Raw genomic sequence first — 24,208 nt, forward strand, 5'->3', positions numbered from 1 at the left:
CCCGAGCAGCAACGTACCTGGACTGGATTCATAGCTACAATCACCACAGACCCCATACCGGCATCGGCGGCAAATCACCCATCGACCGCGTTCACAACGTCAGTGGGAAGAACAACTAGGCAGACGGCGGGGTTGTCCACCGGTGCGATGCAGCTCCGGGGAGACGGTCGCGGATCAACAGGACGACGGTGATCCCGACCATGGCACCAATGAGGGTCTCCAAACCGCGGTCAGCGAGCAGGGACATCGGGTCGACCGGGTTGGCGAGTTGGGTCATCAGCAGTATCACGGGCGTGAAAAAAACGAGGGCGAGACCGTAATGGCGCACCATGAATAGTTCCGCCGGGAACTGCAAGACCATGACGAGGATAACCAGCACGGTCGTACCGGGATGCAGCAGCAGGACACCAGCCGTCAAGCCCAGACCGGCATCGGTCCCGAGTACGCGATGGATGCCTTGCTCCACCCGGCTGGGAAGATCGGCACCGGCGAGGGGAACGGCCGCAGCGGCCATGGCCCACTAGGCGTGGCCGATTCCCAGTAGTTGGCCGAGAGCACCGGCGGCTGCAACCGCGACGACATAACGAGTGGCGTGCACGCCTGCCCTGGGGAGCCATGGTCCGGAGCGCGGTTCGGCAGTGCGTCTCGCCGTGGAATCCCAGGTGCGGTTCCTGAACCAGCCGGCGAACCCGACCAGCAGGGAAAAGAGTGCGGATGCGGCGCAGATCAGCGCGGCAGCCCACAGTGGGATGACCGTGGGAATCGACGCGCAGGCCCCCAACGCAAAAAAATGCCGAAGAATGGCCCGGCGGGTCTGAGCTTTATTTTGTCGGCCACGAGTGAACCGAGTCCGGCCAGGAACGCCTCGATGGAGACCAGCCCCCAGGCCTGAATGTGAGTGATGGACAGTGCCACACCGACAGTCACCCCGGTCAGCAGTACTGCCCCAGACTGGGCCTGGTGCACCAATCGCAGCTGATGGGCTTCACCACGGCCGTACTTGCCCGTGAACGCGCCAAAAACGGCATAGATGGTCAACTCGGGGTGGCCAAAAATCAGCAGGACCAGTACCGGGACTGTGACACCCAGACCGACGCGAAGTGCCGGCCAGTGATCATTGACCGCGGGTGGGACACTGACGAGTGCGCGCACGTAGAGCAGTACCGGGCGCACGGGGTCTCACGGCCTTTCGAACAGAACGATGGTGGCGCGGCGTAGACAGCAGAACCCGGTTGGCTGGTTTCACGCCCGAATGCTGCGCTCACCCCAGTCTGTACCGCTTTGCCTGGCCGGTCCAAGACTTGAATTCAACCAGTCGATAACCAGACATTATCAATCAGCCCTCGGTGTCGCGCGCTTCGGGCACGACCGACGGAAGCCCCCGATCGAACAGCTCACCCAGGGAAAGCCGCGCTGCAACGGCCGCGAACGCCCGTGCGGTCACCGAACCAGGCGACGCCGGACTTATTGCCGCAGCGACGCGCGCGGTGGCGACGGGATCGACGAGTGGCACAATGCGGGTCCGCGATGACGGTGTGATGGTTTGCACCCACGAATGTGGCACGATGCTGGCCCATTGTTCCGTCTTCATGTGTGCGTGGAGGGACGCGATCGAATCCGTCTCTACCTGGGGCTCCATTCGAATCTGGTTCTGGCTGAAGGCATCGTCGATCACTTGTCTGCTGCGCATTTCCGTCGTCAACACAGCGAGGGGGAGCGCAGACGCCTGACGCGAGTCGAGGCCTTCGGTACGATGCCCAGCCGCAACACGCCGGTCACTCCGGATTGGACGGCCTGGACCTCCGCCTTGAAAGCGTCATGCTCCGCGAGGATTCGTTTGGCCCAAATCACCAAACGTTCACCCTCCGGCGTCAGCCCTTCAAAGGCATGACCACGATTGATCAGAGAAACATTGAGCTCCCGTTCCAATAAGTTGATTGCCGCAGAGAGGGCAGGCTGGGAAACGTTCCACTCGGCGGCCGCACGAGCGAAGTGCCGTTCCCGGGCCACAGCGACAAAATATTCGAGCTGGCGAAAACGCACAGGCTCTCCTTTCACTTTGGTAATCAGTGCGGCGTGCACCCCAAGGTAGGCTCGTTTCGACAGGGTGTGCCGCAACCGCCCTGGGGTAGATCAGCGTCGATCGGCGCGAAACAACTCTCTGGTCGCCAGGCCAAGCAGATCGCACGACAAGAAATGGTTCTCCTTTGCGCAAAATGAATATGTCCCGGGCGGGAAAGCTCTCGGTTGCCGTCACGGCGCTGCTGGCTCTCGCCGGCGGATTCGTCGGCGTCAGCGCCGCGACCGCGAGCCAGCCGAACAGCCACGTCCAGCCCCAGACAGCGGTCACCGGCGAAACCTACGTTATCGGCACCGACACTACCTTCGCACCGTTCGAGTACCGCAAAGACGGCGAACTGACCGGCATCGACATGGACTTGATTCGTGACATCGCTGCGAATCAGGGCTTCAACGTGGAGATCAAATCGCTCGGCTTCGACGCCGCGCTGCAGGCCTTGCAGTCGAACCAGGTCGACGGCGTCATCGCCGGCATGTCGATCACCGACGAGCGCAAGCTGGTTTTCGACTTCTCCGACCCGTACTTCGACTCCGGCGTGCAGATGGCTGTCGCCGACACCAACACCGAAATCACCGGCTACGCCGACCTGGCCGGCGAGACCGTCGTCGCTAAGCGGGGCAGTGAGGGCGAAACCTTCGCCAACTCGATCAAAGACGAGTACGGCTTCACCGTTAAGGCCCTCGCCGACTCGGCCACGATGTACGACGACGTCAAGGCCGGCAATTCTGTCGCCGTCTTCGATGACTACCCGGTGCTCGCCTACGGCATCAACCAGAACAACGGGCTCAAGTCGGTCACCGAGAAGGAACAGGGCAGCTCCTACGGCTTCGCTGTCAACAAGGGCCAGAACCCCGAGCTGCTGGCTGCCTTCAACACCGGTCTGGCCGAGCTGAAAAGCAACGGTGATTACCAGTCCATTCTCGACAAGTATCTGGAGCAGCCGGCGCCCGTCGCGGCATCCGGTTTCTTCGGGCTGTTGTCCGACAGTCTGCCTGCCCTCATGAAGGGCCTCGGCCTGACCCTCCTCGCGACCGGGCTGTCGATTCTGGTCGCCCTCGTCTTGGGCGTGCTGTTCGGGTTCTGCAAGGTCTCCGAGAGTCGTGTGCTGCGCGGCTTGGCGAGCATCTACGTGAGTATCTTTCGGGGCACCCCGCTGCTCGTGCAAGCATTCTTCTTCTACTTCGGCCTGCCGCAGCTCACCGGGCAGCCGATCGACGTACTCACCGCCGGTGTACTGACCCTGAGCCTCAATGCCGGTGCCTACATGACCGAGATCGTGCGCGGCGGTATCCAGTCGGTCGACCCGGGCCAGACCGAGGCTGGCCGCAGCCTCGGCCTCGGCTACGTCACGACGATGCGACGCGTCGTGCTGCCGCAGGCCGTGAAGATCATGACACCGTCATTCATCAACCAGTTCGTGATGACGCTGAAGGACACCTCTCTCCTGGCGGTGATCGGCTTCGCCGAGCTCACCTACCAGGGCCAGCAGATTTACGCCGCGAACTTTCGCACCGGTGAGACCCTGCTGATCGTGGCCGCGCTGTACTTCATCGTCATCAATTTGCTCACCATGCTCTCCAACCAGCTCGACAAGAGGTTCAACAAATGAGCAAGAACAGCGCCGGCAGCAGAATTCCCGCCGGCAGTAAAGTCAGCGTCAGGGGACTGCGCAAGTCGTTTGGCTCCAACGAGGTGCTCAAGGGACTGGACGTCGAGATCAGCGAGGGCGAGGTCGTCTGTGTCATCGGTCCGTCCGGTTCGGGCAAGTCCACGTTTCTGCGCTGCCTGAACAAACTCGACGAGCTCAGCGCTGGCACGGTCATCGTCGACGGATTCAACCTCAGCGATAAGACGGTCGACCTCAACGAGGTGCGCCAGCACATCGGCATGGTTTTTCAGCACTTCAACCTGTTCCCGCACATGACGGTACTGCAGAACATCATGCTGGCCCCGGTTGAGTTGAAGAAGCAATCCACAGCAACTGCCCGCGCCAGTGCTCTCAAACTGCTTGACCGGGTGGGTCTCGCCGAGAAAGCCGATGCCCGCCCTGCCCAGCTCTCCGGCGGCCAGAAACAGCGCGTCGCCATCGCCCGGTCGCTGGCCGTGAACCCTGACATCATGCTCTTCGACGAGGCCACAAGCGCCCTCGACCCGGAGATGGTCGGGGAAGTGCTGCAGGTCATCCGTGATCTCGCCGCCGAGGGCATGACCATGGTCGTGGTCACCCACGAGATGGGTTTCGCCCGCGAGGTCGCGGACCGGGTCATCTTCATGGCCGACGGCGTCATCGTCGAAGAGGGCACCCCGGCCGAGCTGTTCGGCAACCCGCAACAGGAACGCACCCAGGACTTCCTCTCGAAAGTGCTCTAAACGCGACCGACACGGGCGGTCAAGCTCAGGCGCGGTCGCCGACGATCTCCTCGCGCACCCGGCGCAGGTCTTCCATGAGTGAGCCGATCAGAATCCAGTGGTCCGGGTGCGGCGTCACGATGCGCAGCGGCGCGGTCAGAGCGGGCATTTCGGGTGCGGGCGGCTCCGGAAACGCCCGCAGGTCACCCTCCGCGCGGGCGAGGAGCTCCAGGTCGTGAGCGGCCCGCGCCAGCTCCCGTGAGAAGGCCTGAACGGTTGGCTCGAACTGCAGGGATGGGTCATAGTGGTCGTGCAGTGCACGAGTCATGCCGATTGCGCGAGTCACCAGAGTCGGCAGTCGTTCGATCATGTCGTGGTCGGCGTCGAGGGCCTTTCGCAGCTTGGCCTTGCGCGGGTTGAGCATGAGGCTCTCCTCTGCCTGCGCGATGGCCTTCTCCGCCGACGCGAGCATGGGGCGCAGCAGCCGGGCCTTGATCATCAACTCCATCAGGTCGATCGGGTTCTGTGGGGTGCGCAGCGCCCGGGCGATGCGGTCGAAGGTATCGGCCAGTTCACGAGCCAGTAGGCCGACGGCGTCGCGGGCGGGCGCAATCAGTACCGGGGGAACGATGAGGGCATTGATGACGAGGGCGATTCCCGCGCCGATGAACGTCTCGAAGATTCGATCGAGGGCGTACCCGGGTGTCGTGGCACCGAGGGCGAGTACGAGCATGGCACTGATGGGAATCTGGCTCGCGGAGGACGGGGACAGGCGCAGTGCCCAGGCAACGAGCAGGCTGACCATAATCGTGCCGAGCACGACCCAGCTGGACTCGCCGAGGAAGAAACCGATCGTGGAAGCGATGATGACACCGCCGATGACGCCCGCGGTGCGTTCGATCGCTCGCCCGAGGGTCTGGTTGACGCTTGGCTGCACCACGAGCAGGGCAGCGATCGCAGCAAAGATCGGCAGGTCGCTCGGTAACAGCAGCTGGGAGGCGACCCAGGCCAGGGCGACGGCGACGGCCACCTTGACGACCTGCAGCAGCGGGAGTCGTTTGGAGATGCGCAGGGCCGAGGTTAGTTTCACTGGTCAAGGGTAACCCCGGGCCGGGTAAGTCAAGCGGATGCCGGCGCATCCGCTTTCACGGTCTGCCCAATCGGCACGCCGAGAAACCGGGCCTAGTCCTGCCCGGCCCGGCCGGAGCCCTGCTGCGTTTTCGCGGCCCGAGTCCGGGCGGCGGCCGTGGCCGGGTCCTCGGACGTGGCTAACCCGATCGATGCACTACCTTCCGCGCCGCCCGGCGCTGGGTCGAACCACTCGAATCACCCGGGCGCTTCCGTCCGACGTCTGGGTTCCGAAGGCATCGAACTGCACGGTGGACCCTGCGTCGCTGGCGTAGCCATCGGTGTCATCCATGCCGCCGCCTGTCAGGGGGCCGTCGGTAGGTCCGCCGCGTCCGAAACGACGACGCAGGGCCTTGACCAGCGGCGGGCCGATCAGGAACAGCACGATCACGATGTAGACCACGACGGCAACCGGTTCGCTCACAAGCGCAGCGGGGTCGCCAGCGCTGATCTGCAGTGCGCGGCGCAGCTGGCGTTCCATCTCCGGGCCGAGGATAGCGCCGACGATGATCGGCAGCACCGGAAAACCGAAGCGCCTGGCCATGTAGCCCAGGGCGCCGAGCAGGAGCAGAATGCCGATGTTGAAGGTTTGCATTCCTGCCGCGTAGGCGCCGAGGGTTGCGAAGAACAGAATCCCCGCGTAGAGGTAGGGGCGTGGAATGCGCAGCAGCTTCGCCCAGAGCGGTGCCAGAGGCAGGTTGAGCGCGAGCAGCAGGGTGTTGCCGATGAACAGGCTCGCGATCAGGGTCCACACCAGAACAGGTTCGGTCTGGAACAGTAGCGGACCGGGGTGGATGCCGTACTGGTTGAACGCGAGGATCATCACGGCGGCTGTCGCCGTGGTGGGAAGACCGAGGGTCAGCAGCGGCACGAGCGTTCCGGCGGCCGAGGCGTTGTTGGCTGCTTCCGGCCCGGCTACGCCCTCGATGGCGCCGTGCCCAAACTGCTCGGGATGCTTGGACAGCTTCTTTTCCGTCACATAGGAAAGGAAGGTCGGGATCTCGGCGCCGCCGGCCGGGATGGCCCCGAACGGAAAGCCGATGACCGTGCCGCGCAGCCACGGCTTCCAGGAGCGCTTCCAGTCGTCCTTGCCCATCCAAGGCACACCCACCGGGATGGTTGCGGGGGTACCGTGCCGCAGGTGCGCAGCAATCCACAACGCTTCACCGACCGCGAACAGGGCGACGGCGATGACGACGACGTCGATGCCGCCGGAGAGCAGCGGCTGGCCGAACGTCAGTCGTGGCTGCCCGGTCGTGCCGTCGAGGCCGACCAAGCCGATGGTGAGGCCGATGAACAGCGAGGCGAGCCCGCGAATGCGGCTCGAGCCGAGCACGGTGCTCACCGCGATGAAAGCGAAAACCATCATGGCGAAGTACGAGGGGGCCCCGAGCCCGATAGCGATCGCCACCACGAACGGGGCGACGAAGACGAGGGCACCCGTGGCCAGGGTTCCGGCAACGAAGGAGCCGATCGCCGCCGTTGCGAGCGCTTGGGCGCCGCGGCCGGCCTTGGCCATTTTGTTACCCTCGAGCGCTGTGACGACCGAGGAAGATTCACCGGGGGTGTTGAGCAGAATCGACGTCGTCGACCCGCCGTACATGCCCCCGTAGTAGATGCCGGCGAACATGATCAGCGATCCGGTCACATCAAGCGCGTAGGTGAGTGGCAGCAGCAGGGCCACGGTCATGGCCGGTCCGATGCCGGGTAACACGCCGACGGCGGTGCCGAGCAGCACACCGATGAGGGCGAACAGAAGGTTCTGCAGGGTCAGCGCGTTGCTGAACCCCTCCATCAGCAGGGCGAGGTTGTCCATTTAGAGAATTCCCGTCAACAGGCCGGCCGGCAGGTTGATGCCGAGGCCTAATACGAAGCCGTAGAACGTGCCAACGGCGAGAAGAATGCCGATCACGAGCGCCCAGACGAAGCGGCGGGAGCCGAGCAGGAGGGCGGATCCGTAGAACAGCAGCGCACTGCCGATCACGAATCCGAGAAAGTCCATCGACAGGGCGAAGACGAGAATCAGTCCGCCGAGGCCGAAGACGGTCGGCCAGTGGGCCTGCTGAGAAAGGTCGATGTCCTCGCCGTCCTCGGCATCGGCGTGGCCGCCCCGCAGCACAGAGATCGCCAGGGCGATGGCACACAGGCCCAGGCCGATCGCGATGATCGTGGGAACGACCCGCGGTCCCATCACACCGGCATTGATGGCGGTATGACGGATGTTCGCGGTATCGACCGCGATCACGATCGCGATCACGGCGAGGAGGGCGGCGACGCCGAGCTCGGAGCGACCCTGGAGTCGGGCGCGCAGCCCGGGAGCTGCTGCTGTGCTGGGGGCGCTCATGCTTAGACCAGACCCAGGGTTTTCAGCACGTCGGCGACGCGGGCGTCCTGCTCGGTGAGGAAGGTGCTGAAGTCGTCGCCGGTCATGAAGGCGTCGGTCCAGCTGTTCTCCGTCAGGACCTGCTTCCACTCCGGGCTGTCGTGCATCTTCGTTACGGCATCGACGAGGCGAGCGATTTCGGCATCCGTCAGGCCTGGTGCGGCCAAGAGGCCGCGCCAGTTGGTGAAGACCAGGTCGATGCCCTCTTCGGTGAGGGTGGGGGCGTCAATGACCGGAACGCGCTCCTCGCTCGTGACGGCGAGCACGCGCAGGCCGCCCGACTTCACCTGTTCGAGGAACTCCCCATAACCGGAGGCCCCGAACTGCAGCTTGCCGCCGAGAATGGCCGGCAGTAGTTCGCCGCCGCCGTCATAGGGCACGTAGTTGACGGCTGTGGGGTCGATGCCGACGGCATCGGCGAGCTGCATGGGCAGCAGGTGGTCAGGGCCTCCCGGGGAGGAGCCGCCGCCGACGGCGAAGGAAGCCGGGTCGGCCTTCCAGGCGGTGACGAGATCGTCAATGGTCTTGTAGGGAGAGTCGGCGGCGACGAAGATCGCGCCGGCTTCTTCGATGAGGCCGGCGATCGGGGTCGCGTCGGCAACCTTGGCATCGCCCTCGTTGGTGTACGCGGCGCCGACGACGCCGAGCCCCATCATGAGCATGAAGTTGGCGTTGCCGGTCTCGGTGAGGGTGCGGGCCAGGCCCACGGTTCCGCCGGCGCCGGCCAGGTTGGTGACCTCGGTGCCGGAGGCCAGCCCGAGGTCGTCCATCACCTTGACCGCTGCGCGACCGGTCACGTCGTAGCCACTGCCGGGAGCGTTGGGAATCATCACCTGAAGGTTTTGGATCGGGCCCTCGTCGGTGGCCTCGGTGGTCGTGGCGCTGGTGACCCCGCAGGCGCTGAGGGCGAGTGCGACGGCACCGGCGAGAACGACGGTCCCCGCCGTGCGGCGCGTGCGCGTGGTGCGTGCTGTGATTGGCATGCTCAAATCCTCTTCGATTTTTGGCGAGCCTCTTTGCTGGCCGAATTCATCCTGCGTGGTGGGTCGGCCGGGCACAACTTGTGACTCTAGTGAACGTTGTGTAGTTTGCGGTTGCGCGCGGGGGGATTGGACAATTTCGGTTTGGCTTCACGATGAGGGAGTATCTCTTATGGCCAGAGCCGACCGAAGGGACCCGATGCCGAAACGCGAGGCGTCGTCCCGCCTGCCGACGGCGCGCCCGCGTGGGTCGGGCATCCGTTCGAGCCGCCTCAGCCTGACCCGTCAACTGTTGCTGTTTCAGTTGAGCTTGATCGCCCTCGTCCTGGTCGCCGTCACGGCCATCTCAATCGAGCAGACCCGCAGCAGCTTTGAAAGCGGCGCCCAGCGACGCATGCTGACGGTCGCCGAATACACGGCTGCCAATCCGCTCGTGCGTAGCCTGCTCGACACCGCGGCTGTGCCCCAGCAATACTCCGTTCCGGTCGAGGCTCTCCGCACCACAACCGGGGTCGACCAACTGATCGTGACGGATGCGGCCGGCCGCATCATCGCCGCACCGGCCGATCCGCGGCTGCTCACGACCGACCTGGCCATCGGGGCCACGCCAGGCGCGTCCGATGCGGCGTGGGCCGGCGTCGCGCCGATCGGCGCTCAGGACTACGTGGTCGCGCAGGTGCCGGTGCTGTCCAACTCCGGCAAGGTCGTGGGCTCGGTTGTCGCTGCCCGCCGGTTTCCGGCCGTAGCCGAACTGCTCAAGGCCGCGGCGCCGAACCTGCTCACCTTTCTCGGCGTGGCCGGGGTGCTCGGCGTCGCCGGATCGTTGCTGCTGGCGGCCCGGGTGAAACGGCAGACCCTCGGCCTGGAGCCGGAACAGATCGGCCGGCTGGTCGAGCACCGCGACGCCATGATCCACGGAATTCGGGAGGGGGTGATCTCCGTCGACACCGACGGACTCATCACGCTCGCCAACGACAGCGCACGAACCCTGCTCGGACTGCCCGCTGACGCGGAAGGACGGGCAATCGATGCGGTCGGCCTCGATGACGAGGCGGTGCGCGCGCTGCGCCAACAGGAGGTCGGCGACATCGATACCGTGTTCGTGAATCGGGGAGTGCTGCTCGTGCTCAATCGGACGCTCATTCACCCGCCCAGGTCGCGGACCGAGGTCGTCACCACCCTGCGCGACCGCACCGAACTGGTCACTCTGCAGCACGATCTCGGCAGCAGCCGGCAGGCTACCGATACGTTGCGCGCCCAAACCCACGAGTTCGCGAACCGGTTGCACACTATTTCAATGCTCATACAGCTCGGCGACACCGACGCGGCGGTGGAATACGTCGACGCCGTCACGCGCGACCGCACCGACCTCGACAACTCGGTGCTCACCCGCCTGCAAGAGCCGGCGGTCGCCGCGCTCGTGATCGCCAAGACCTCGCTTGCACGCGAACGCGGCGCCACGCTCGTGCTCACGGCCGAATCGACTCTGGCCAGGGTCGACGCTGACCTCTCCGCCGACCTCGTCACTGTGATCGGAAACCTGGTCGACAACGCCCTCGACGCCGTCACCGGAGCCCGGGAACGCGGGGTACGGCTCGACGTGCGATCCATTCCCGGTGCCGCTGCCGGTGCCGTGCGGGTGACGGTGAGTGATTCCGGGCCGGGCATCGATATCGCACTGATCGACCGGGTGTTCGAGGTTGGCGTGACGAGCAAATCGGCGCTGGGCGATACCGACGCCCACGGCTACGGACTCGCTATCGTGCGCCTCGTTGCAACGCGTCGCGGGGGATCGGTCGACTACCGGGCCGAGAACGGTGCCGTGTTCGAGGCCGTGCTCCCGATCGACGCGGCCCGGTCAGCCGAGGAGAAGGAGCACACCCGTGTGTGACGTACTCATCGTCGACGACGATTTCATGGTGGCGCGCGCGCACGAACGCATTGTGGCGCAGCAGAGCGGTTTCACCGTGGTCGGCGTTGCGGCGTCCGGGTCTGACGCGCTCGCCCAGATTGCCGACAAAGCCCCGCAGCTCGTGCTTCTCGACATGTACCTGCCCGATATGACCGGCCTCGACGTGATCCGCCGGGCGCGAGCAGCGGGGCGTGATGTGGACTTTCTCGTGCTCAGCGCCGCGCGCGAGGCCGAAATGGTCACCGCAGCGTTGCAAGGCGGCATCGTGAGCTACCTGCTGAAACCGTTCAAGATCACCGAACTGCAGTCGCGGCTGGTCGGGTACGCCGAACGACGTCGACTGCTCGGCCAAAGCGGCGACCTCAGCCAGAGCGATCTTGACCAGGCGCTGGGTCGCGCATCCGCTTGGCCGGGCACGGCGACTGTCTTCACCCTGCCGAAAGGTCTCAGTAAAGAGACGGCGGCGCTGGCTGCTGCGGCTTTGGCGGGCAGCGAACCCGACCTGGCCGCGTCGGAGTGCGCTGAACTGCTCGGCCTGTCGCGAGTCGTGGCCCGCAAATACCTCGAGTACTTCGTCGATTCCGGGCAGGCCACGGTCAGTCTGCGGTACGGGCAGACCGGCCGCCCGCAGCGTCGCTACGTCTGGCTGGCCGGCTAGTTAGCCGAGATCGTCGTCGGTACGGGCGCCGAACACGATCTCGTCCCAGCTCGGCATCGACGCCCGGCCACGCTTGGGTGTCGACCGTGCGTGGTTGCTGCGCTCCAGCGCGCGGGCGGCTTGGTTGGCCCAGGCATTACCGGTCGGCTCGGAGGTGGTGGCGGGGGCCGCACCGGACTCATCGGTGACGGCGACATCGGCCGGAGCCGCCCGACGCGGCCTCAGCTTGGCCTCTGCCATGGGTGGTTGTCCCGAAGCGGATGCCGTCGGCGTGGCCGCCGACTCCCCGCTCGACGACGCCTCCCGTTCGCCGCGTCGACGACGCAAGGATTCCAGGAGGTCGGCGGTCTCGCTCATGTTCGAGGCAGGCTCAGCTGCACGCTTGATGGCCGCTTTCGACACGGCATCATCCCGGCTCAGCGAGCGCGAGTATGGAATGGCTTCGATGTGCGGGCTGGTGTCGTTCAAAATCTCGTCCGCGAGCGATTCCTTGAAGTTGAAGGCATTGCTGTCGAAGCGCGACACGTCGGCGGCGCTCGTTTCGGCTCCGACGGCACGCAGCCGGGGGAGGAGGGAGCCCCGGAGCTCGCCCTGCTGTGACAGCGCGACGGCTTCACTCCCCACCGGAGTCAACGCGTTCTTCTTGGGTTCAAAGCCCCAGCGAGCGTCATGGTCGATTTCGTCGGCGGTGAAGGACAACTTGACGATCCAGCCGCCGCCGGGCTCTTTCCAGCTCGCCCAGCGCTCACCGGTTGCGCCGAGTGAGGCGAGGCGTTCCCGAATCACACTGCCGAAGTTGACGTTCTCGTCGATCGGGTCGGGATCGATGGCGGTATGCACCGGAACGCTCAACGCCGAAGAGACGATGTATTCCCGCTCGGCCACGACCGGACCCTCGAAACGGCGCACATACTCGAGCGATGCCCCGGTGACCGCAGCGACGTCCTCGGCGGACATGCCGGAGCGGATGTGCGCCTGCACTTCCCGCGGGGACAGCTTGGGCGCGTTGACACGTTCCGTCTGGGTTTGGCGAAGCCGGGACTGGAGAACCTCGTCGATGGCGATGCGAAATCGATCGCCATCTTCGGACGCTGCGAGCAGCGCACCGTTCTCAACCCCAATAACCTTCAATTCCTGCATGAAGACAAGCCCTCTCGCGATTACCGTTGGCTGCAAGACTGCCACGGGTTGGTGCCTTTTCGCGGGAATACGCCGGGCGTGCCGCAAGTTGTTTCTTCGTGTCCGAATGAAAAGGTTGGCGGACAGTTTGCAATTCCGTCTGGATTGTTGGAAACTGTGGCCGCCGATTTCGTTTTTCGGCGTAACTGAAATGGATGGGCATGGCAACCGATTACGACGCACCCCGAAAGACTGAAGACGACTCTGAGTCGATCGAGGCTCTCAAGGAACGTGTGCCAGACAAGATGTCCGGCAGCGTTGATGTCGACGACTCCGACAACCCCGGTGGGTTCGACCTTCCGGGCGCCGACCTGTCCGACCTGGATCTCGATGTGGTCGTCCTGCCCGCGCAGGCCGACGAGTTCACCTGCGTGAATTGCTTCCTCGTGAAGCACCGCTCGCAGATGGGCCACGAAACCAAGCTCGGCACCGTCTGCCTGGAGTGCGACTCCTAGTACTGCACGACTAGCACCAGCACGATCCGCTTTACCCCACGTTGGCCGTTCGCGATGCATTGATCGCGGCGGCCAACTCCGTTGGGTGGCGGCTGGATATGATCCAGTACGGTGCGGGGTCGGTCGCATCCACGATCGGCACACGCACAACCGGGTCGATCCAGCCGCGGATCAGCAGCCAGGCCCTGGCATCCAATCGGGGACCGCGCTCCTGAGTGGCTTCGGTCTTCACGAACGTCGTCGCCTCGCCCAGCAACCCGGTCGAGATTGTGGCGGGACCGGCGATCAACTCGCCGTTCTGCACGCGCACGACCGGCGCGGCGAGCACGAGCAGCAGTAGACATCCCCCATACAAAACAGCGGCCGTGATGATGCCCGCAAACAGGGAGATGGGCACGAGCACGAGAATGCTCGCTGGTATCACGAGGGCGGTCACGAGGAAGGCCCAGGCGTTGGGCCACAGTTTTTCGCGGTAATCAGGCATGGCTCTATTCGATCAGATATCTGCACTACCCTCGACACGTGACAGAAAGCGTCGAAGTACTGATCCAGGCATCCATCCTCCCGAACTACGCACACCCCGGGGATGCCGGGGCTGACCTGCATGCCGCCGAGGCGGTCGTGCTCGCCCCGGGAACCCGTGCACTTGTCGGTACCGGCGTGTCGATCGCCCTTCCCGATGGTTTCGCGGCGTTCGTGGTTCCCCGCAGCGGCCTGGCCGTCAAGCACGGCATCACCATTGTGAATGCTCCCGGAACAGTGGATGCCGGCTACCGCGGCGAGATCAAGGTCTCCCTGTTGAATACGGATCTAAGCGAACCTTTCAGCATTGCCGTCGGCGATCGTATCGCCCAGCTCATTGTGATGCCCGTCGCCCGTGCCTCCTTCATAACCGTCGACAAGCTGCCCGGCAGCCAGCGTGGCGAGGGCGGATTCGGCTCGACCGGCGTTCTACCACGTGCCGCAAACAGCACGCATGACAGCGCACACGATGATGCACCAGTGCCGGGCGCAAGCGCCCCGCAGACAGGAGATAACCGGTGAGTGACCTCACGAACCTGGGGGAGAACCCCGAAATCATGCCGAAGTCGGCGCCCGCAGACCGCGAGACCGAGGGACCGCTCGACGAGTCGGAGGCCAACCCGGTGCGGCCATACGTCGACCTGGGCGGAATCAAGATTCTTCCTCGCGAGGGTCTGCACCTGCGTCTCGAAATTGAAGAGGGCAGCAAGCGTGTCGTGGCTATCGGCCTCGACTTCGCTGGTTCGACCCTGCAGGTGCAGCCGTTCGCCGCGCCGCGCTCGAGCGGTCTGTGGCACGAGATTCGCGACCAGATCGCCGACCAGATCGGTAAGCAGGGCGGCACCACGACCCCTCGTGAAGGCCCGTTCGGCCCCGAACTGGTCGCCGAGATCCCCGTCGCGGCCGGCCAGGAAGCCGGTGGTGTCACCCGCCTCGCTCGCTTCATCGGTGTCGACGGCCCGCGCTGGTTCCTGCGCGGCGTGATTGCCGGTGAAGGCGCGATCGACCCCGAGGCCGCAGCGCAGATCGAAGATCTGTTCCGCAGCATCGTCGTTGTGCGCGGCGCCACGCCGATGCCGCCGCGCGACCTGATTCCCCTGCGCATGCCGGCCACGCCGGCCGGCGCGACCGAGACCACCGCGGTCTAAACAGGCCATGAGCGACACCCCCGGTCACCACAACCAGCCCGACCAGCCCGATCTGCCAGAGCAGCCAGCCGAGCGCGACCAGCCGGCCGCGGTCCAGCCGAAGGCCTCCGAGATCTTCGCCGATTCGATGGCCGGAGCGGCCCGCCGCGCCGGGTTCGGCGCAGCGACCGAAGGGGAACCGATCAGCGGCCAGGCCCTGCTGACGGCGATGGGCGGCATTCGCGGTCTGGTCGAAGCGGTGCTGCCCGGGCTGGTCTTCCTGATCACCTACTCCCTCACCATCGACCCGTCGACCGATGTGGCGATGGACCCGGTCGGCACCCTGCTGCCGTCGCTCGTGGCTCCGCTCGTGATCGGTGTGATCTTCGTGGCCCTGCGCGCCATCACCAAACAGACCATGACCCCGGCGCTGGGCGGCCTCGTCGGAACGGCCATCAGCGTCGCCCTCGCGCTGATCTCCGGCAAGCCTTCCGATTTCTTCCTGGTCGGCCTGTGGACCAACGCCGGCTATGGCGCCGCGCTGCTCGTATCGGTGCTCGTGCGCTGGCCCCTCATCGGCGTGGCCGTCGGATTCCTGATGGGCGATGGCGTCGCCTGGCGCCTCGATGCGTCCAAGCGGCGCGTACTGACCATTCTGACCCTGTGCTGGACCGGCCTCTTTCTCGGCCGCCTCGCCGTGCAACTGCCGCTCTACCTGGCCGACAACGTCGAACTCCTGGCCTCGATGAAACTGCTCATGGGTATCCCGCTCTATGCACCGCTGCTAGTTGTCTCGTGGCTGATGGTGCGTTCGGTCTATCGCAAAGCGGATGCCGCCGGCGCGGTCTGAGAGACAAATCGGGAGCGCTTCCAGGCCTGCTAGAGTTATCTTGACGTCAAGATAGTTGTGCGGTGATGCTTTGCGGCGCGACTCGATGGAAAAGGTCAGTCCCCGGCATCCGCTGGTAAGGCTTGCCTTGCTGGCACGAGGCTGCGCCAGCGCACAAGAATTGAGGATTGCCGCCGGTACCCCGTCGGCTCCCACAACGGAGAGGGCACTGTGTCGGATTCAACAAATACCGCGGTAAATAGCTTCGGAGCCAAAGACACCCTGCGCGTCGGTTCGACGGACTATGAGGTCTTTCGCCTGGACGTGGTCGACGGCTACGAAAAGCTGCCATACAGCCTCAAGGTGCTGCTGGAGAACCTGCTCCGCACCGAAGACGGAGCCAACATCACCGCCGCGCACATTCGTGCCCTTGGCGCGTGGGTACCCACCGCGGAGCCCGACACCGAGATCCAATACACGCCGGCTCGCGTCGTCATGCAGGACTTCACCGGCGTTCCCTGCATCGTCGACCTCGCTACCATGCGTGAAGCCCTCGTCGAGCTCGGCGGCGACGCCAAGAAGATCAACCCGCTCGCCCCGACCGAAATGGTCATCGACCACTCCGTCGTCGCCGACCTCTTCGGTACGAGCGACTCGTTCGAGCGCAACGTCGAGATTGAATACGAGCGCAACGGTGAGCGGTACCAGTTCCTCCGCTGGGGCCAGACCGCGTTCGACGACTTCAAGGTCGTGCCGCCGGGAACCGGCATCGTGCACCAGGTCAACATCGAATACCTCGCCCGCGTCACCATGACCCGCGAGGTCAACGGCGTGCTCCAGGCCTACCCCGACACCTGCGTCGGCACCGACTCGCACACGACCATGGTCAACGGACTCGGCGTGCTCGGCTGGGGCGTCGGCGGAATCGAAGCTGAGGCAGCGATGCTCGGCCAGTCGGTATCCATGCTCATCCCCAAGGTGGTCGGCTTCAAGCTCTCCGGCATCATCCCGGCCGGCGTCACCGCCACGGACGTCGTGCTCACCATCACGCAGATGCTCCGAGCGCACGGCGTCGTCGGAAAATTCGTCGAGTTCTACGGATCGGGCGTTGCCTCCGTGCCGCTGGCCAACCGCGCCACCATTGGCAACATGAGCCCCGAGTTCGGCTCGACAGCCGCCATGTTCCCGATCGACGATGTCACCCTTGGCTACCTGCGCCTGACCGGGCGCAGTGACGAGCAGGTCGCGCTCGTCGAGGCCTACTCCAAACTGCAGGGCCTCTGGCACAACCCCGACCAGGAGCCGATCTTCAGCGAATACCTCGAGCTCGACCTCTCCACGGTCGTTCCCTCGATCGCCGGACCGAAGCGCCCGCAGGACCGCATCATCCTCTCCGAGGCCAAGACCCAGTTCGAGCGCGACCTGGACAACTACGCCAATGCCCCCGTCTCCCTCGTGGACGCGGCAATAGAGGGTACGTTCCCCGCCTCCGACCCGATCGGCCTCACGTCACAGGACGAAGAGACCGCGCACAACCGCGCGTTTGAAAGTGGCCTGTACCGTCAGGCCAGCCACCCGACGGTATCCCACCCGCAGCCGACCGACGTCACGCTGGCGGACGGGCGTGAGTTCACGATCGACAACGGTTCCGTTGCGATCGCCGCGATCACCTCCTGCACCAACACGTCGAACCCGAGCGTCATGCTCGCGGCCGGCCTGCTGGCCCGCAACGCGAGCCTGAAGGGACTCAAGAGCAAGCCGTGGGTCAAGACCACGCTCGCCCCCGGCTCCAAGGTCGTCACCGAGTACTACGCGAAGGCCGGCCTGAACGGCTACCTCGAAGACCTCGGCTTCTATCTCGTCGGCTATGGCTGCACAACCTGCATCGGCAACTCGGGCCCGCTCGAAGATGAAATCTCCACCGCCGTGCAGGAGAACGACCTGGCCGTCACGGCCGTGCTCTCCGGAAACCGCAACTTCGAGGGACGCATCAACCCCGACGTGAAGATGAACTATTTGGCCAGCCCGCCACTCGTCATCGCCTACGCACTCGCCGGCACGATGAACTTCGACTTCGACACGGACGCCCTCGGCCAGGACACCGAGGGTAATGACGTGTTCCTCAAGGACATCTGGCCCGACGCCGACGAGGTGCAGAAGACCATCGACGAGTCCATCGACTCGAACATGTTCGAGACCCAGTACGCCGGCGTCTTCGACGGCGACGAGCGCTGGCAGTCGCTCGAAACTCCTGTCGGCGATACCTTCGCCTGGGACGCCGAGTCCACCTACGTGCGAAAGCCTCCCTACTTCGACGGCATGAGCCTGGAAACCAGCCCGGTCGTCGACATCTCCGGTGCTCGCGTGCTCGCCAAGCTCGGCGACTCCGTCACCACCGACCACATCAGCCCTGCCGGTTCGATCAAGGCTGATGGGCCCGCCGGCCGGTACCTGGCCGAGCATGGCATCGAACGTGGCGACTACAACTCCTACGGCTCGCGTCGCGGCAATCACGAGGTCATGATTCGCGGTACGTTCGCGAACATCCGACTGCGCAACCAGCTCCTCGACAACGTCGAGGGTGGCTTCACCCGCGACTTCAGCGTTGCCGGAGGCCCGAAGGCCGACATCTACGATGCCAGCCAGAACTACCAGGCCGCCAAGACCCCCCTCGTCATCTTCGGTGGCAAGGAGTACGGTTCGGGGTCCAGTCGGGACTGGGCAGCCAAGGGCACGAGCCTTCTCGGTGTCAAGGCCGTCATCGTGGAGAGCTTCGAGCGCATCCACCGCTCGAACCTCATCGGCATGGGCGTTGTGCCGCTGCAATTCCCGGTGGGTCAGAGCGCCGATTCGCTCGGCCTCGATGGTACCGAGATCGTTTCGGTCTCGGGTATCACCGAGCTGAACAACGGCAAGACCCCGAAGACCGTGCGCGTGACCTGCACTCCGAGTGAATTCTCGGCGGCAGGCAAGGCGCCGGTCGAGTTCGATGCCATCGTGCGCATCGACACCCCGGGCGAAGCCGAGTACTACCGCAACGGCGGCATCCTGCAGTACGTGCTGCGCTCGCTCGTCTAAGCCGGCACCTCGCGCGACCAACACGATACCGGCGCGTAGACTCGATCCATTCGGGTCTACGCGCCGGTTTTCGTGTGGACAGTATCGATGAATAGTGACGTGAAAGGTGTGACGGATGATCCTTCTGGAGACGATTCACGGTCCCCGGGACCTCGATGGTCTCTCGAAAGAGCAGCTGCCCCAGCTGGCCGCCGAGATCCGCTCCTTTCTGGTGCGGGAGATTTCCAAGACCGGTGGGCATTTGGGGCCAAACCTTGGCGTCGTCGAGCTGACCATCGCCATCCACCGGGTCTTTCACTCGCCGGTCGACGCGATCGTCTTCGACACCGGTCACCAGTCCTACGTGCACAAGCTGCTCACCGGGCGCCAGGATTTCAGCAAACTCCGCCAGTCCGACGGGCTCGCCGGCTACCCGCAGCGCTCCGAATCCGAGCACGACATCGTCGAGAGTTCGCACGCCTCCAGCTCGCTGTCCTGGGCTGACGGCATCTCCCGTGCTTTCGAGATGACCGGCCAGAATGATCGCCACGTCGTCGCCGTCGTCGGTGATGGCGCGCTGACCGGGGGAATGACCTGGGAAGCGCTCAACAACATCAGCGACGACAACACCCGCAAGCTCATCATCGTAGTCAACGACAACGGGCGTTCCTACGCACCGACCATCGGCGGCATGGCGCGTTTCCTCAACACCATCCGCACGAGGGCCAGCTACCGGGATGCGTACCTCACGAGCAAGGACGTGTTCGATCGCCTGGGTGCGCCCGGACGGGCCGTCTGGCGCGGTGTGCGTGGTGGCATGCACGGCTTCCTCTCCCGGGTTACCAACAATGAGGCGTTGTACTCCAACCTCGACATCAAATACATCGGCCCGATCGATGGCCATGATGTGCACGCGATGGAAGAGGCCCTCGCCCAGGCCAAGGGCTACGGTGCGCCGGTCATCGTGCACGCCATCACCCAAAAAGGCAAGGGCTACGACCCGGCCGTGCAGGACGTCGCCGACCAGTTCCACGCGGTCGGGCAGATCGACCCGGAAACCGGTGAATCCGTCGAAGAGCCGGGCGCGGCATCCTGGACCTCGGTCTTCGCCGACGAGCTGCTGAAACTGGCGATCGAGAACGAACGCATCGTGGCCATCACCGCCGCCATGCTGCGGCCGACCGGGCTGCACAAGATGGCCGAACGTTTTCCCTCCCGCGTGCACGACGTGGGAATCGCCGAACAGCACGCCGTGACCAGCGCGGCCGGGCTCGCCTTCGGCGGTCTGCACCCCGTCGTCGCGCTCTATGCGACGTTCATCAATCGAGCCTTCGACCAGGTGCTCATGGATGTCGCCCTCCACAAGGCCGGCGTCACCTTCGTGCTGGACCGTGCCGGGGTCACCGGCCCCGACGGCCCCAGCCATCACGGCATGTGGGACCTTGCAATCTTGCAGGTCGTACCCAACATTCGTCTGGCGGCGCCGCGCGACTCCGTACGCCTGCGCGAAGAACTGGCCGAGGCCGTCCAGGTTGACGACGGACCAACCGTCCTGCGCTACCCCAAAGGCACCGTCGGGCTGGAGTTCGACGCTATACGCCGCCTCGACGACGGCGTTGACGTGCTCCAGGAAGCGACCCAGCAGGACGTCCTCATCGTCACCGTCGGCCCGATGGCGGCGATGGGCCTCGACGTGGCCGACCGGCTCGCCGCGCAGGGCATCGGTGCGACGGTCGTCGACCCGCGCTGGGTCGTACCCGTGCCGCGGAGCATCATCACCCTCGCGGCCGCGCACCGCATCGTCGTCACACTCGAAGACGGAATTCGGGTCGGTGGTATCGGCACGCGCATCCGTCAAGACCTGCGCGAGGCTGGCGTCGACACGGCAGTGACCGAGCTGGGCCTACCCGATCAATTCCTCGACCACGGCAGCCGCGCCCAGATTCTTGAGCGGGCCGGCCTGACCCCGCAGGCGATCGCCCGCGACGTGGTCGCCATGGTACTCGGCAGCAAGATTCCCAACGCCCGGCCGCTGCCCGCCGATCACAGCGACACCGGCGCCATCCAGGTAACCCGCCGCGACTAGGTCCGGGTCCTAAACGCGGGCGCATGATAGATCATGGGCCCGCGTGCACCAGGTGGCCGGTTTAGCGGGTGACCGTCGGCACCGGCGCACCGATGCCGCGGATCGGTGGCGTGTGGAACGTGCCGCCGATCACTCGCGCACTCGCGCCGACGCGATCGAGGTACGGGGTGATGCCGCCCATCTGGAACGGCCAGCCGGATCCGAGGATCATGCAGAGGTCGATGTCCTCGGCCGCGTGCACGACGCCTGTCTCCAGCATCCGCTTGATCTCGTCGACCAGGCCATCTTCGACTCGCTGCAGAATCTGCTCGGCCGTCATCGGCGTGCTGCCTCCGGCGACAATTTTCAGCGCCCCCTTGTCGAAACCGGTGCGGCGACCCTTGGCGTCGCGTTCGAGGATCTTGCCGTGCTCGGCGAGCTTGTGCAGGTTGTCACTCTCGAAGAACCGGTCGGGGTACGCCGTGTGGTGCGTGTCGAGCACGTGTGCGCCCACGGTGAGGCCGACAAGCTCGAGCAGCTCGAACGGGGTCATCGGCAGCCCGAACGGCGCCACGGCGGCTTCGACGACCTCGAACGGCGTTCCGGTGTCGACGGCATGCATCGCTTCGCCGAGCAACCTGGCGAGCACGCGGTTGACCACGAAGCCGGGGGTGTCCCGGGTGATGACGGCGTTCTTGCGCAGCTTGCCGGCGATGACCATTGCCGTGGCGAGCGTCACCTCGTCGGTTTGCGGGGTGTTCACCACCTCGATGAGCGGCATGACGGCAACCGGGTTGAAGAAGTGAAACCCGACCAGGCGCTCCGGGTGCGTGAGCTTCGCACCGATCTGTTCGACTGAGAGCGACGAGGTGTTCGTGGCCAGAATCGCCTCGGGCGAGATGAACTTCTCGATCTCGGCGAACACCGACTGCTTGACCCCCAGTTCTTCGAAGACGGCCTCGATCACCCAGTCGGCGTCCGAGAACAACGACTTGTCGATCGTGCCGGTAACGAGTGCGCGCAAGCGGTTTGCCTCATCGGGGGAGATGCGGTTCTTGGTCTGGAGCGCGGCGATCTCGTCGTGAATGTACGCCACACCCTTATCGACGCGGGCCTGATCGAGGTCGGTGATGACGACGGGCACCTTCAGGCGCCGCACGAACAGCAGCGCGAACTGGCTCGCCATGAGGCCGGCGCCGATCACGCCGACCTTGGTGATCGGCCGGGCAAGTTTCTTGTCCGGCGCTCCGGCCGGCCGCTTGGCGCGCTTCTGCACGAGGTTGAAGGCGTAGATACTCGCCTGCAGCTGATCGCCGGCGATGAGGCCGGCCAGGGCCTCATCCTCGCGCTGGAAACCTTCGGCGCGAGTGCCGCTCTTGGCGGCCTGCAGCAGGTCGAGTGCCACATACGGTGACTGGGCGACCTCGCCGATGCGGTTGACGAGTATCTTGCGGGCGATGCCGACGGCCACGTCCCACTTGACGAGGCGCTCGATCTTGCCGGGCGCATTGGGCCGCGACACCTTCGCGCTGCCCGCGATGACGCCGTCGGCCCAGTCGATGGAGTCTTCGAGGAACCGCGCCGACGTGAACATGACATCCGCGATACCGAGCGCAAGGGCATCCGCTCCAGTAAGGGTGCGGTTGTTCTTGAGGGGGTTCTCGATGATGACCTTCAATGCATTCTCGATGCCGATCAGGTTGGGCAGCAGGTACGAGCCGCCCCAGCCGGGGATCAGACCGAGGAAAACCTCAGGAAGAGCGATCGCGGGCACGGCCGCGTCCACCGTGCGGTAGTTCGCGTTCAGGGCAATCTCGAGTCCGCCACCGAGCGCGAGCCCGTTGATGAACACGAACGACGGAACGCCCAGGGTGTCGAGCTTGCCGAGCGCGTGGTGGCCGAGCTGGCTGAGCAGCTTGCCCGCCGCGAGCGAGGGTATCTCGGCAACCTTGCTCAGGTCAGCTCCGGCGGCGAGGATGAACGGCTTACCGGTCACGGCCACGCCGTGAATCTCGCCGCGCGCGGCGCGAGCGGTGAGCTCGTCCATGGTGGCGGCGAACTCGAGCAGAGTGACCGGGCCGAGCGTGTTCGGTCGCGTGTGGTCGCGCCCGTTGTCGAGGGTCACCAGGGCCAGGGTGCGACCGGCGCGTAGCGGTACGTCTCGAACGTAGGAGTGCGTGACGACCTCGTCGCCGGAGATCGCCACGAGCGGGCTGAAGTCGAGGGAACTGTACTCGGTGGTCGTCATCGCTTGGCTGCCTTCTTGTTGAAGTGCGGGTTTTCCCAAATCACGGAACCGCCCTGGCCGAGGCCGATGCACATGGCGGTAAGACCGTAGCGCACCTCGGGGTGCGATTCGAACTGGCGGGCAAGCTGGTTCATCAGGCGAACGCCGGAGGAGGCGAGCGGATGCCCCAGCGCGATCGCCCCGCCGTACTCGTTGACGCGCGGGTCTTCATCATCAATGCCGAAGTGATCGAGGAAGGAGATGACCTGCACAGCGAAGGCCTCGTTGAGTTCGAACAGGCCGATGTCGGTGATCGACAGGCCGGCCTTGCGCAGCGCCTTCTCGGTGGATGGTACGGGGCCGAGGCCCATGACCTCCGGTTCTACTCCGGCAAAAGCGAAACTGGTCATGGTCATCTTCACGCCGAGGCCAAGTTCCTTGGCCGTGGCGCCGCTGGCCAGCAGACAGGCGGAGGCGCCATCGTTGAGGCCGGAAGCATTGCCGGCCGTGACCCGGCCGTGCGAACGGAACGGGGTGCGCAGGGTGCTCAGTCCCTCGAGCGTGGTGTCGGGGCGCGGTGCTTCGTCGCGGGTGGCGAGGCCCCAGCCGGATTCGCTGCGCGTGGCAACGGGAATCAGGTCGGGCTGAATGTTTCCCGCGGAGTAAGCCGCGGCCACCTTCTGCTGGCTTCGCAGCGCGAACCGGTCGGAGCGTTCCTTGGTGTACGACGGGAACCGGTCGTGAATGCGTTCGGCGGTCGCGCCCATGTTGAGGGCGTCTTCACTGACCAGCCGCTCGGACAGGAACCGCGGGTTCGGGTCGGCCCCGAAACCCATCGGGTGGCGGCCCATGTGCTCGACGCCGCCGGCGATGGCGAGATCGTAGGCACCGAAACCAATCGATGACCCCATCATGGTGACGGCAGTCATTGCCCCGGCGCACATGCGGTCAATCGCGAAACCCGGAACCGATTTCGGCAGACCGGCCAGCAGTGCCGCCGTGCGACCGAGCGTCAGACCCTGGTCACCGGTCTGTGTAGTCGCTGCGATCGCCACGTCATCGATGCGTTCCGGGGGAACGCCCGGGTTGCGTTCCATCAGCCCGATGAGGGCTTTGACCACGAGGTCATCGGCGCGGGTGTTCCAGTACATGCCTTTTTCGCCGGCGCGGCCGAATGGGGTTCGAACCCCGTCCACAAAAACGACTTCTGCTCTCTCGGCCACAATGCCTCCCATACGTATTTAGATCCGAACCCGG

At 65.1% G+C, this 24,208-nt stretch carries 23 protein-coding genes; 11 read left to right on the forward strand and 12 right to left on the reverse strand.

Translation table 11 applies throughout. The features are described 5' to 3' along the window. Window positions 1-119 (forward strand): integrase core domain-containing protein (locus E3T50_RS12115; RefSeq protein ID WP_166784290.1); only part of this gene is annotated, 119 nt, incomplete at its 5' end. Here E3T50_RS12115 and E3T50_RS16860 read toward each other — a convergent pair. The 4 genes from E3T50_RS16860 to E3T50_RS16790 form a co-directional block, all read right to left on the reverse strand. After that, a complete protein-coding gene (locus E3T50_RS16860) occupies window positions 116-514 on the reverse strand; it encodes an FUSC family protein (protein WP_338145361.1) in 399 nt (132 codons plus the stop codon). The two genes, E3T50_RS12115 and E3T50_RS16860, sit on opposite strands and share 4 nt — an antisense overlap. 212 nt (window positions 515-726) lie before the next feature. Beyond that, complete coding sequence (locus E3T50_RS16865) at window positions 727-1,173, reverse strand: hypothetical protein (RefSeq protein ID WP_338145362.1); 447 nt, start codon at window positions 1,171-1,173, stop codon at window positions 727-729. A 163-nt stretch (window positions 1,174-1,336) separates the two neighbouring features. After that, window positions 1,337-1,786, reverse strand: a complete 450-nt coding sequence (locus tag E3T50_RS16785; RefSeq protein ID WP_277612668.1) for a LysR substrate-binding domain-containing protein — start codon at window positions 1,784-1,786, stop codon at window positions 1,337-1,339. After that, window positions 1,699-2,082: a LysR family transcriptional regulator gene (locus tag E3T50_RS16790; RefSeq protein ID WP_277612667.1), complete on the reverse strand. Its 384-nt coding sequence runs from the start codon at window positions 2,080-2,082 to the stop codon at window positions 1,699-1,701. The genes E3T50_RS16785 and E3T50_RS16790 overlap by 88 nt, the downstream gene beginning before the upstream one ends. Before the next feature lie 134 nt (window positions 2,083-2,216). Here E3T50_RS16790 and E3T50_RS12130 point away from each other — a divergent pair, with 134 nt between their 5' ends. Further along, entirely contained in the window at window positions 2,217-3,689 is a 1,473-nt protein-coding gene (locus tag E3T50_RS12130; RefSeq protein WP_241990901.1) for an amino acid ABC transporter substrate-binding protein/permease, read from the forward strand. After that, complete coding sequence (locus tag E3T50_RS12135; RefSeq protein WP_134552208.1) at window positions 3,686-4,450, forward strand: amino acid ABC transporter ATP-binding protein; 765 nt, start codon at window positions 3,686-3,688, stop codon at window positions 4,448-4,450. Before E3T50_RS12130 ends, E3T50_RS12135 begins: the two co-directional genes overlap by 4 nt. Window positions 4,451-4,475: 25 nt before the next feature. Here the strand turns inward: E3T50_RS12135 and E3T50_RS12140 are convergent, their stop codons facing one another. From E3T50_RS12140 to E3T50_RS12155, 4 genes are all read right to left on the reverse strand, one after another. Then, window positions 4,476-5,519 carry an FUSC family protein gene (locus tag E3T50_RS12140; RefSeq protein WP_134552210.1) on the reverse strand — a complete coding sequence of 348 codons (1,044 nt, stop codon included), beginning with the start codon at window positions 5,517-5,519 and terminating at the stop codon, window positions 4,476-4,478. A gap of 195 nt (window positions 5,520-5,714) precedes the next feature. Continuing rightward, complete coding sequence (locus tag E3T50_RS12145; RefSeq protein ID WP_134552212.1) at window positions 5,715-7,373, reverse strand: tripartite tricarboxylate transporter permease; 1,659 nt, start codon at window positions 7,371-7,373, stop codon at window positions 5,715-5,717. Then, complete coding sequence (locus E3T50_RS12150) at window positions 7,374-7,901, reverse strand: tripartite tricarboxylate transporter TctB family protein (RefSeq protein ID WP_134552213.1); 528 nt, start codon at window positions 7,899-7,901, stop codon at window positions 7,374-7,376. A gap of 2 nt (window positions 7,902-7,903) precedes the next feature. Beyond that, entirely contained in the window at window positions 7,904-8,923 is a 1,020-nt protein-coding gene (locus tag E3T50_RS12155; RefSeq protein WP_134552215.1) for a Bug family tripartite tricarboxylate transporter substrate binding protein, read from the reverse strand. A gap of 196 nt (window positions 8,924-9,119) precedes the next feature. Here E3T50_RS12155 and E3T50_RS12160 point away from each other — a divergent pair, with 196 nt between their 5' ends. Together E3T50_RS12160 and E3T50_RS12165 are read left to right on the forward strand one after the other, a co-directional pair. Next, entirely contained in the window at window positions 9,120-10,811 is a 1,692-nt protein-coding gene (locus E3T50_RS12160) for a sensor histidine kinase (protein ID WP_134552217.1), read from the forward strand. Beyond that, a complete protein-coding gene (locus E3T50_RS12165; RefSeq protein WP_134552219.1) occupies window positions 10,804-11,490 on the forward strand; it encodes a response regulator in 687 nt (228 codons plus the stop codon). Before E3T50_RS12160 ends, E3T50_RS12165 begins: the two co-directional genes overlap by 8 nt. Here E3T50_RS12165 and sepH read toward each other — a convergent pair whose 3' ends face one another. Further along, the gene (gene sepH, locus E3T50_RS12170) at window positions 11,491-12,630 is read right to left on the reverse strand and encodes a septation protein SepH (protein ID WP_134552221.1); all 1,140 of its coding nucleotides are present in this window, start codon (window positions 12,628-12,630) and stop codon (window positions 11,491-11,493) included. Window positions 12,631-12,830: 200 nt separating this feature from the next. On the opposite strand from sepH, the gene E3T50_RS12175 reads away from it, so the two are divergent. Further along, window positions 12,831-13,124 carry a DUF4193 domain-containing protein gene (locus tag E3T50_RS12175; RefSeq protein ID WP_092112645.1) on the forward strand — a complete coding sequence of 98 codons (294 nt, stop codon included), beginning with the start codon at window positions 12,831-12,833 and terminating at the stop codon, window positions 13,122-13,124. Window positions 13,125-13,155: 31 nt separating this feature from the next. On the opposite strand, the gene E3T50_RS12180 is transcribed toward E3T50_RS12175, so the two are convergent. Further along, window positions 13,156-13,608, reverse strand: coding sequence for a DUF3093 domain-containing protein (locus E3T50_RS12180; RefSeq protein WP_134459089.1), 453 nt, complete (start codon window positions 13,606-13,608; stop codon window positions 13,156-13,158). A gap of 38 nt (window positions 13,609-13,646) precedes the next feature. Here E3T50_RS12180 and dut point away from each other — a divergent pair, with 38 nt between their 5' ends. The 5 genes from dut (at window position 13,647) to dxs (ending at window position 20,745) form a co-directional block, all read left to right on the forward strand. After that, a complete protein-coding gene (gene dut / locus E3T50_RS12185; RefSeq protein WP_134552223.1) occupies window positions 13,647-14,168 on the forward strand; it encodes a dUTP diphosphatase in 522 nt (173 codons plus the stop codon). Window positions 14,169-14,203: 35 nt separating this feature from the next. Continuing rightward, the gene (locus tag E3T50_RS12190; protein WP_134459432.1) at window positions 14,204-14,794 is read left to right on the forward strand and encodes a DUF3710 domain-containing protein; all 591 of its coding nucleotides are present in this window, start codon (window positions 14,204-14,206) and stop codon (window positions 14,792-14,794) included. 7 nt (window positions 14,795-14,801) lie between these two features. Then, a complete protein-coding gene (locus E3T50_RS12195) occupies window positions 14,802-15,623 on the forward strand; it encodes a DUF3159 domain-containing protein (protein ID WP_134552225.1) in 822 nt (273 codons plus the stop codon). A 210-nt stretch (window positions 15,624-15,833) separates the two neighbouring features. Then, window positions 15,834-18,680 carry an aconitate hydratase gene (locus E3T50_RS12200; protein ID WP_134552227.1) on the forward strand — a complete coding sequence of 949 codons (2,847 nt, stop codon included), beginning with the start codon at window positions 15,834-15,836 and terminating at the stop codon, window positions 18,678-18,680. A gap of 115 nt (window positions 18,681-18,795) precedes the next feature. Then, on the forward strand, window positions 18,796-20,745 hold the full coding sequence (dxs, locus tag E3T50_RS12205) for a 1-deoxy-D-xylulose-5-phosphate synthase (protein ID WP_134552229.1): 1,950 nt from the start codon (window positions 18,796-18,798) through the stop codon (window positions 20,743-20,745). 61 nt (window positions 20,746-20,806) lie between these two features. Here the strand turns inward: dxs and E3T50_RS12210 are convergent, their stop codons facing one another. Both E3T50_RS12210 and E3T50_RS12215 read right to left on the reverse strand, forming a co-directional pair. After that, complete coding sequence (locus E3T50_RS12210) at window positions 20,807-22,972, reverse strand: 3-hydroxyacyl-CoA dehydrogenase NAD-binding domain-containing protein (protein ID WP_134552231.1); 2,166 nt, start codon at window positions 22,970-22,972, stop codon at window positions 20,807-20,809. Then, window positions 22,969-24,174: a thiolase family protein gene (locus E3T50_RS12215; protein ID WP_134552233.1), complete on the reverse strand. Its 1,206-nt coding sequence runs from the start codon at window positions 24,172-24,174 to the stop codon at window positions 22,969-22,971. Before E3T50_RS12215 ends, E3T50_RS12210 begins: the two co-directional genes overlap by 4 nt. Between the last annotated feature and the right edge of the window lie 34 nt (window positions 24,175-24,208).

Source organism: Cryobacterium gelidum (assembly GCF_004403985.1).
In the GTDB taxonomy this organism is placed as follows: domain Bacteria; phylum Actinomycetota; class Actinomycetes; order Actinomycetales; family Microbacteriaceae; genus Cryobacterium; species Cryobacterium gelidum.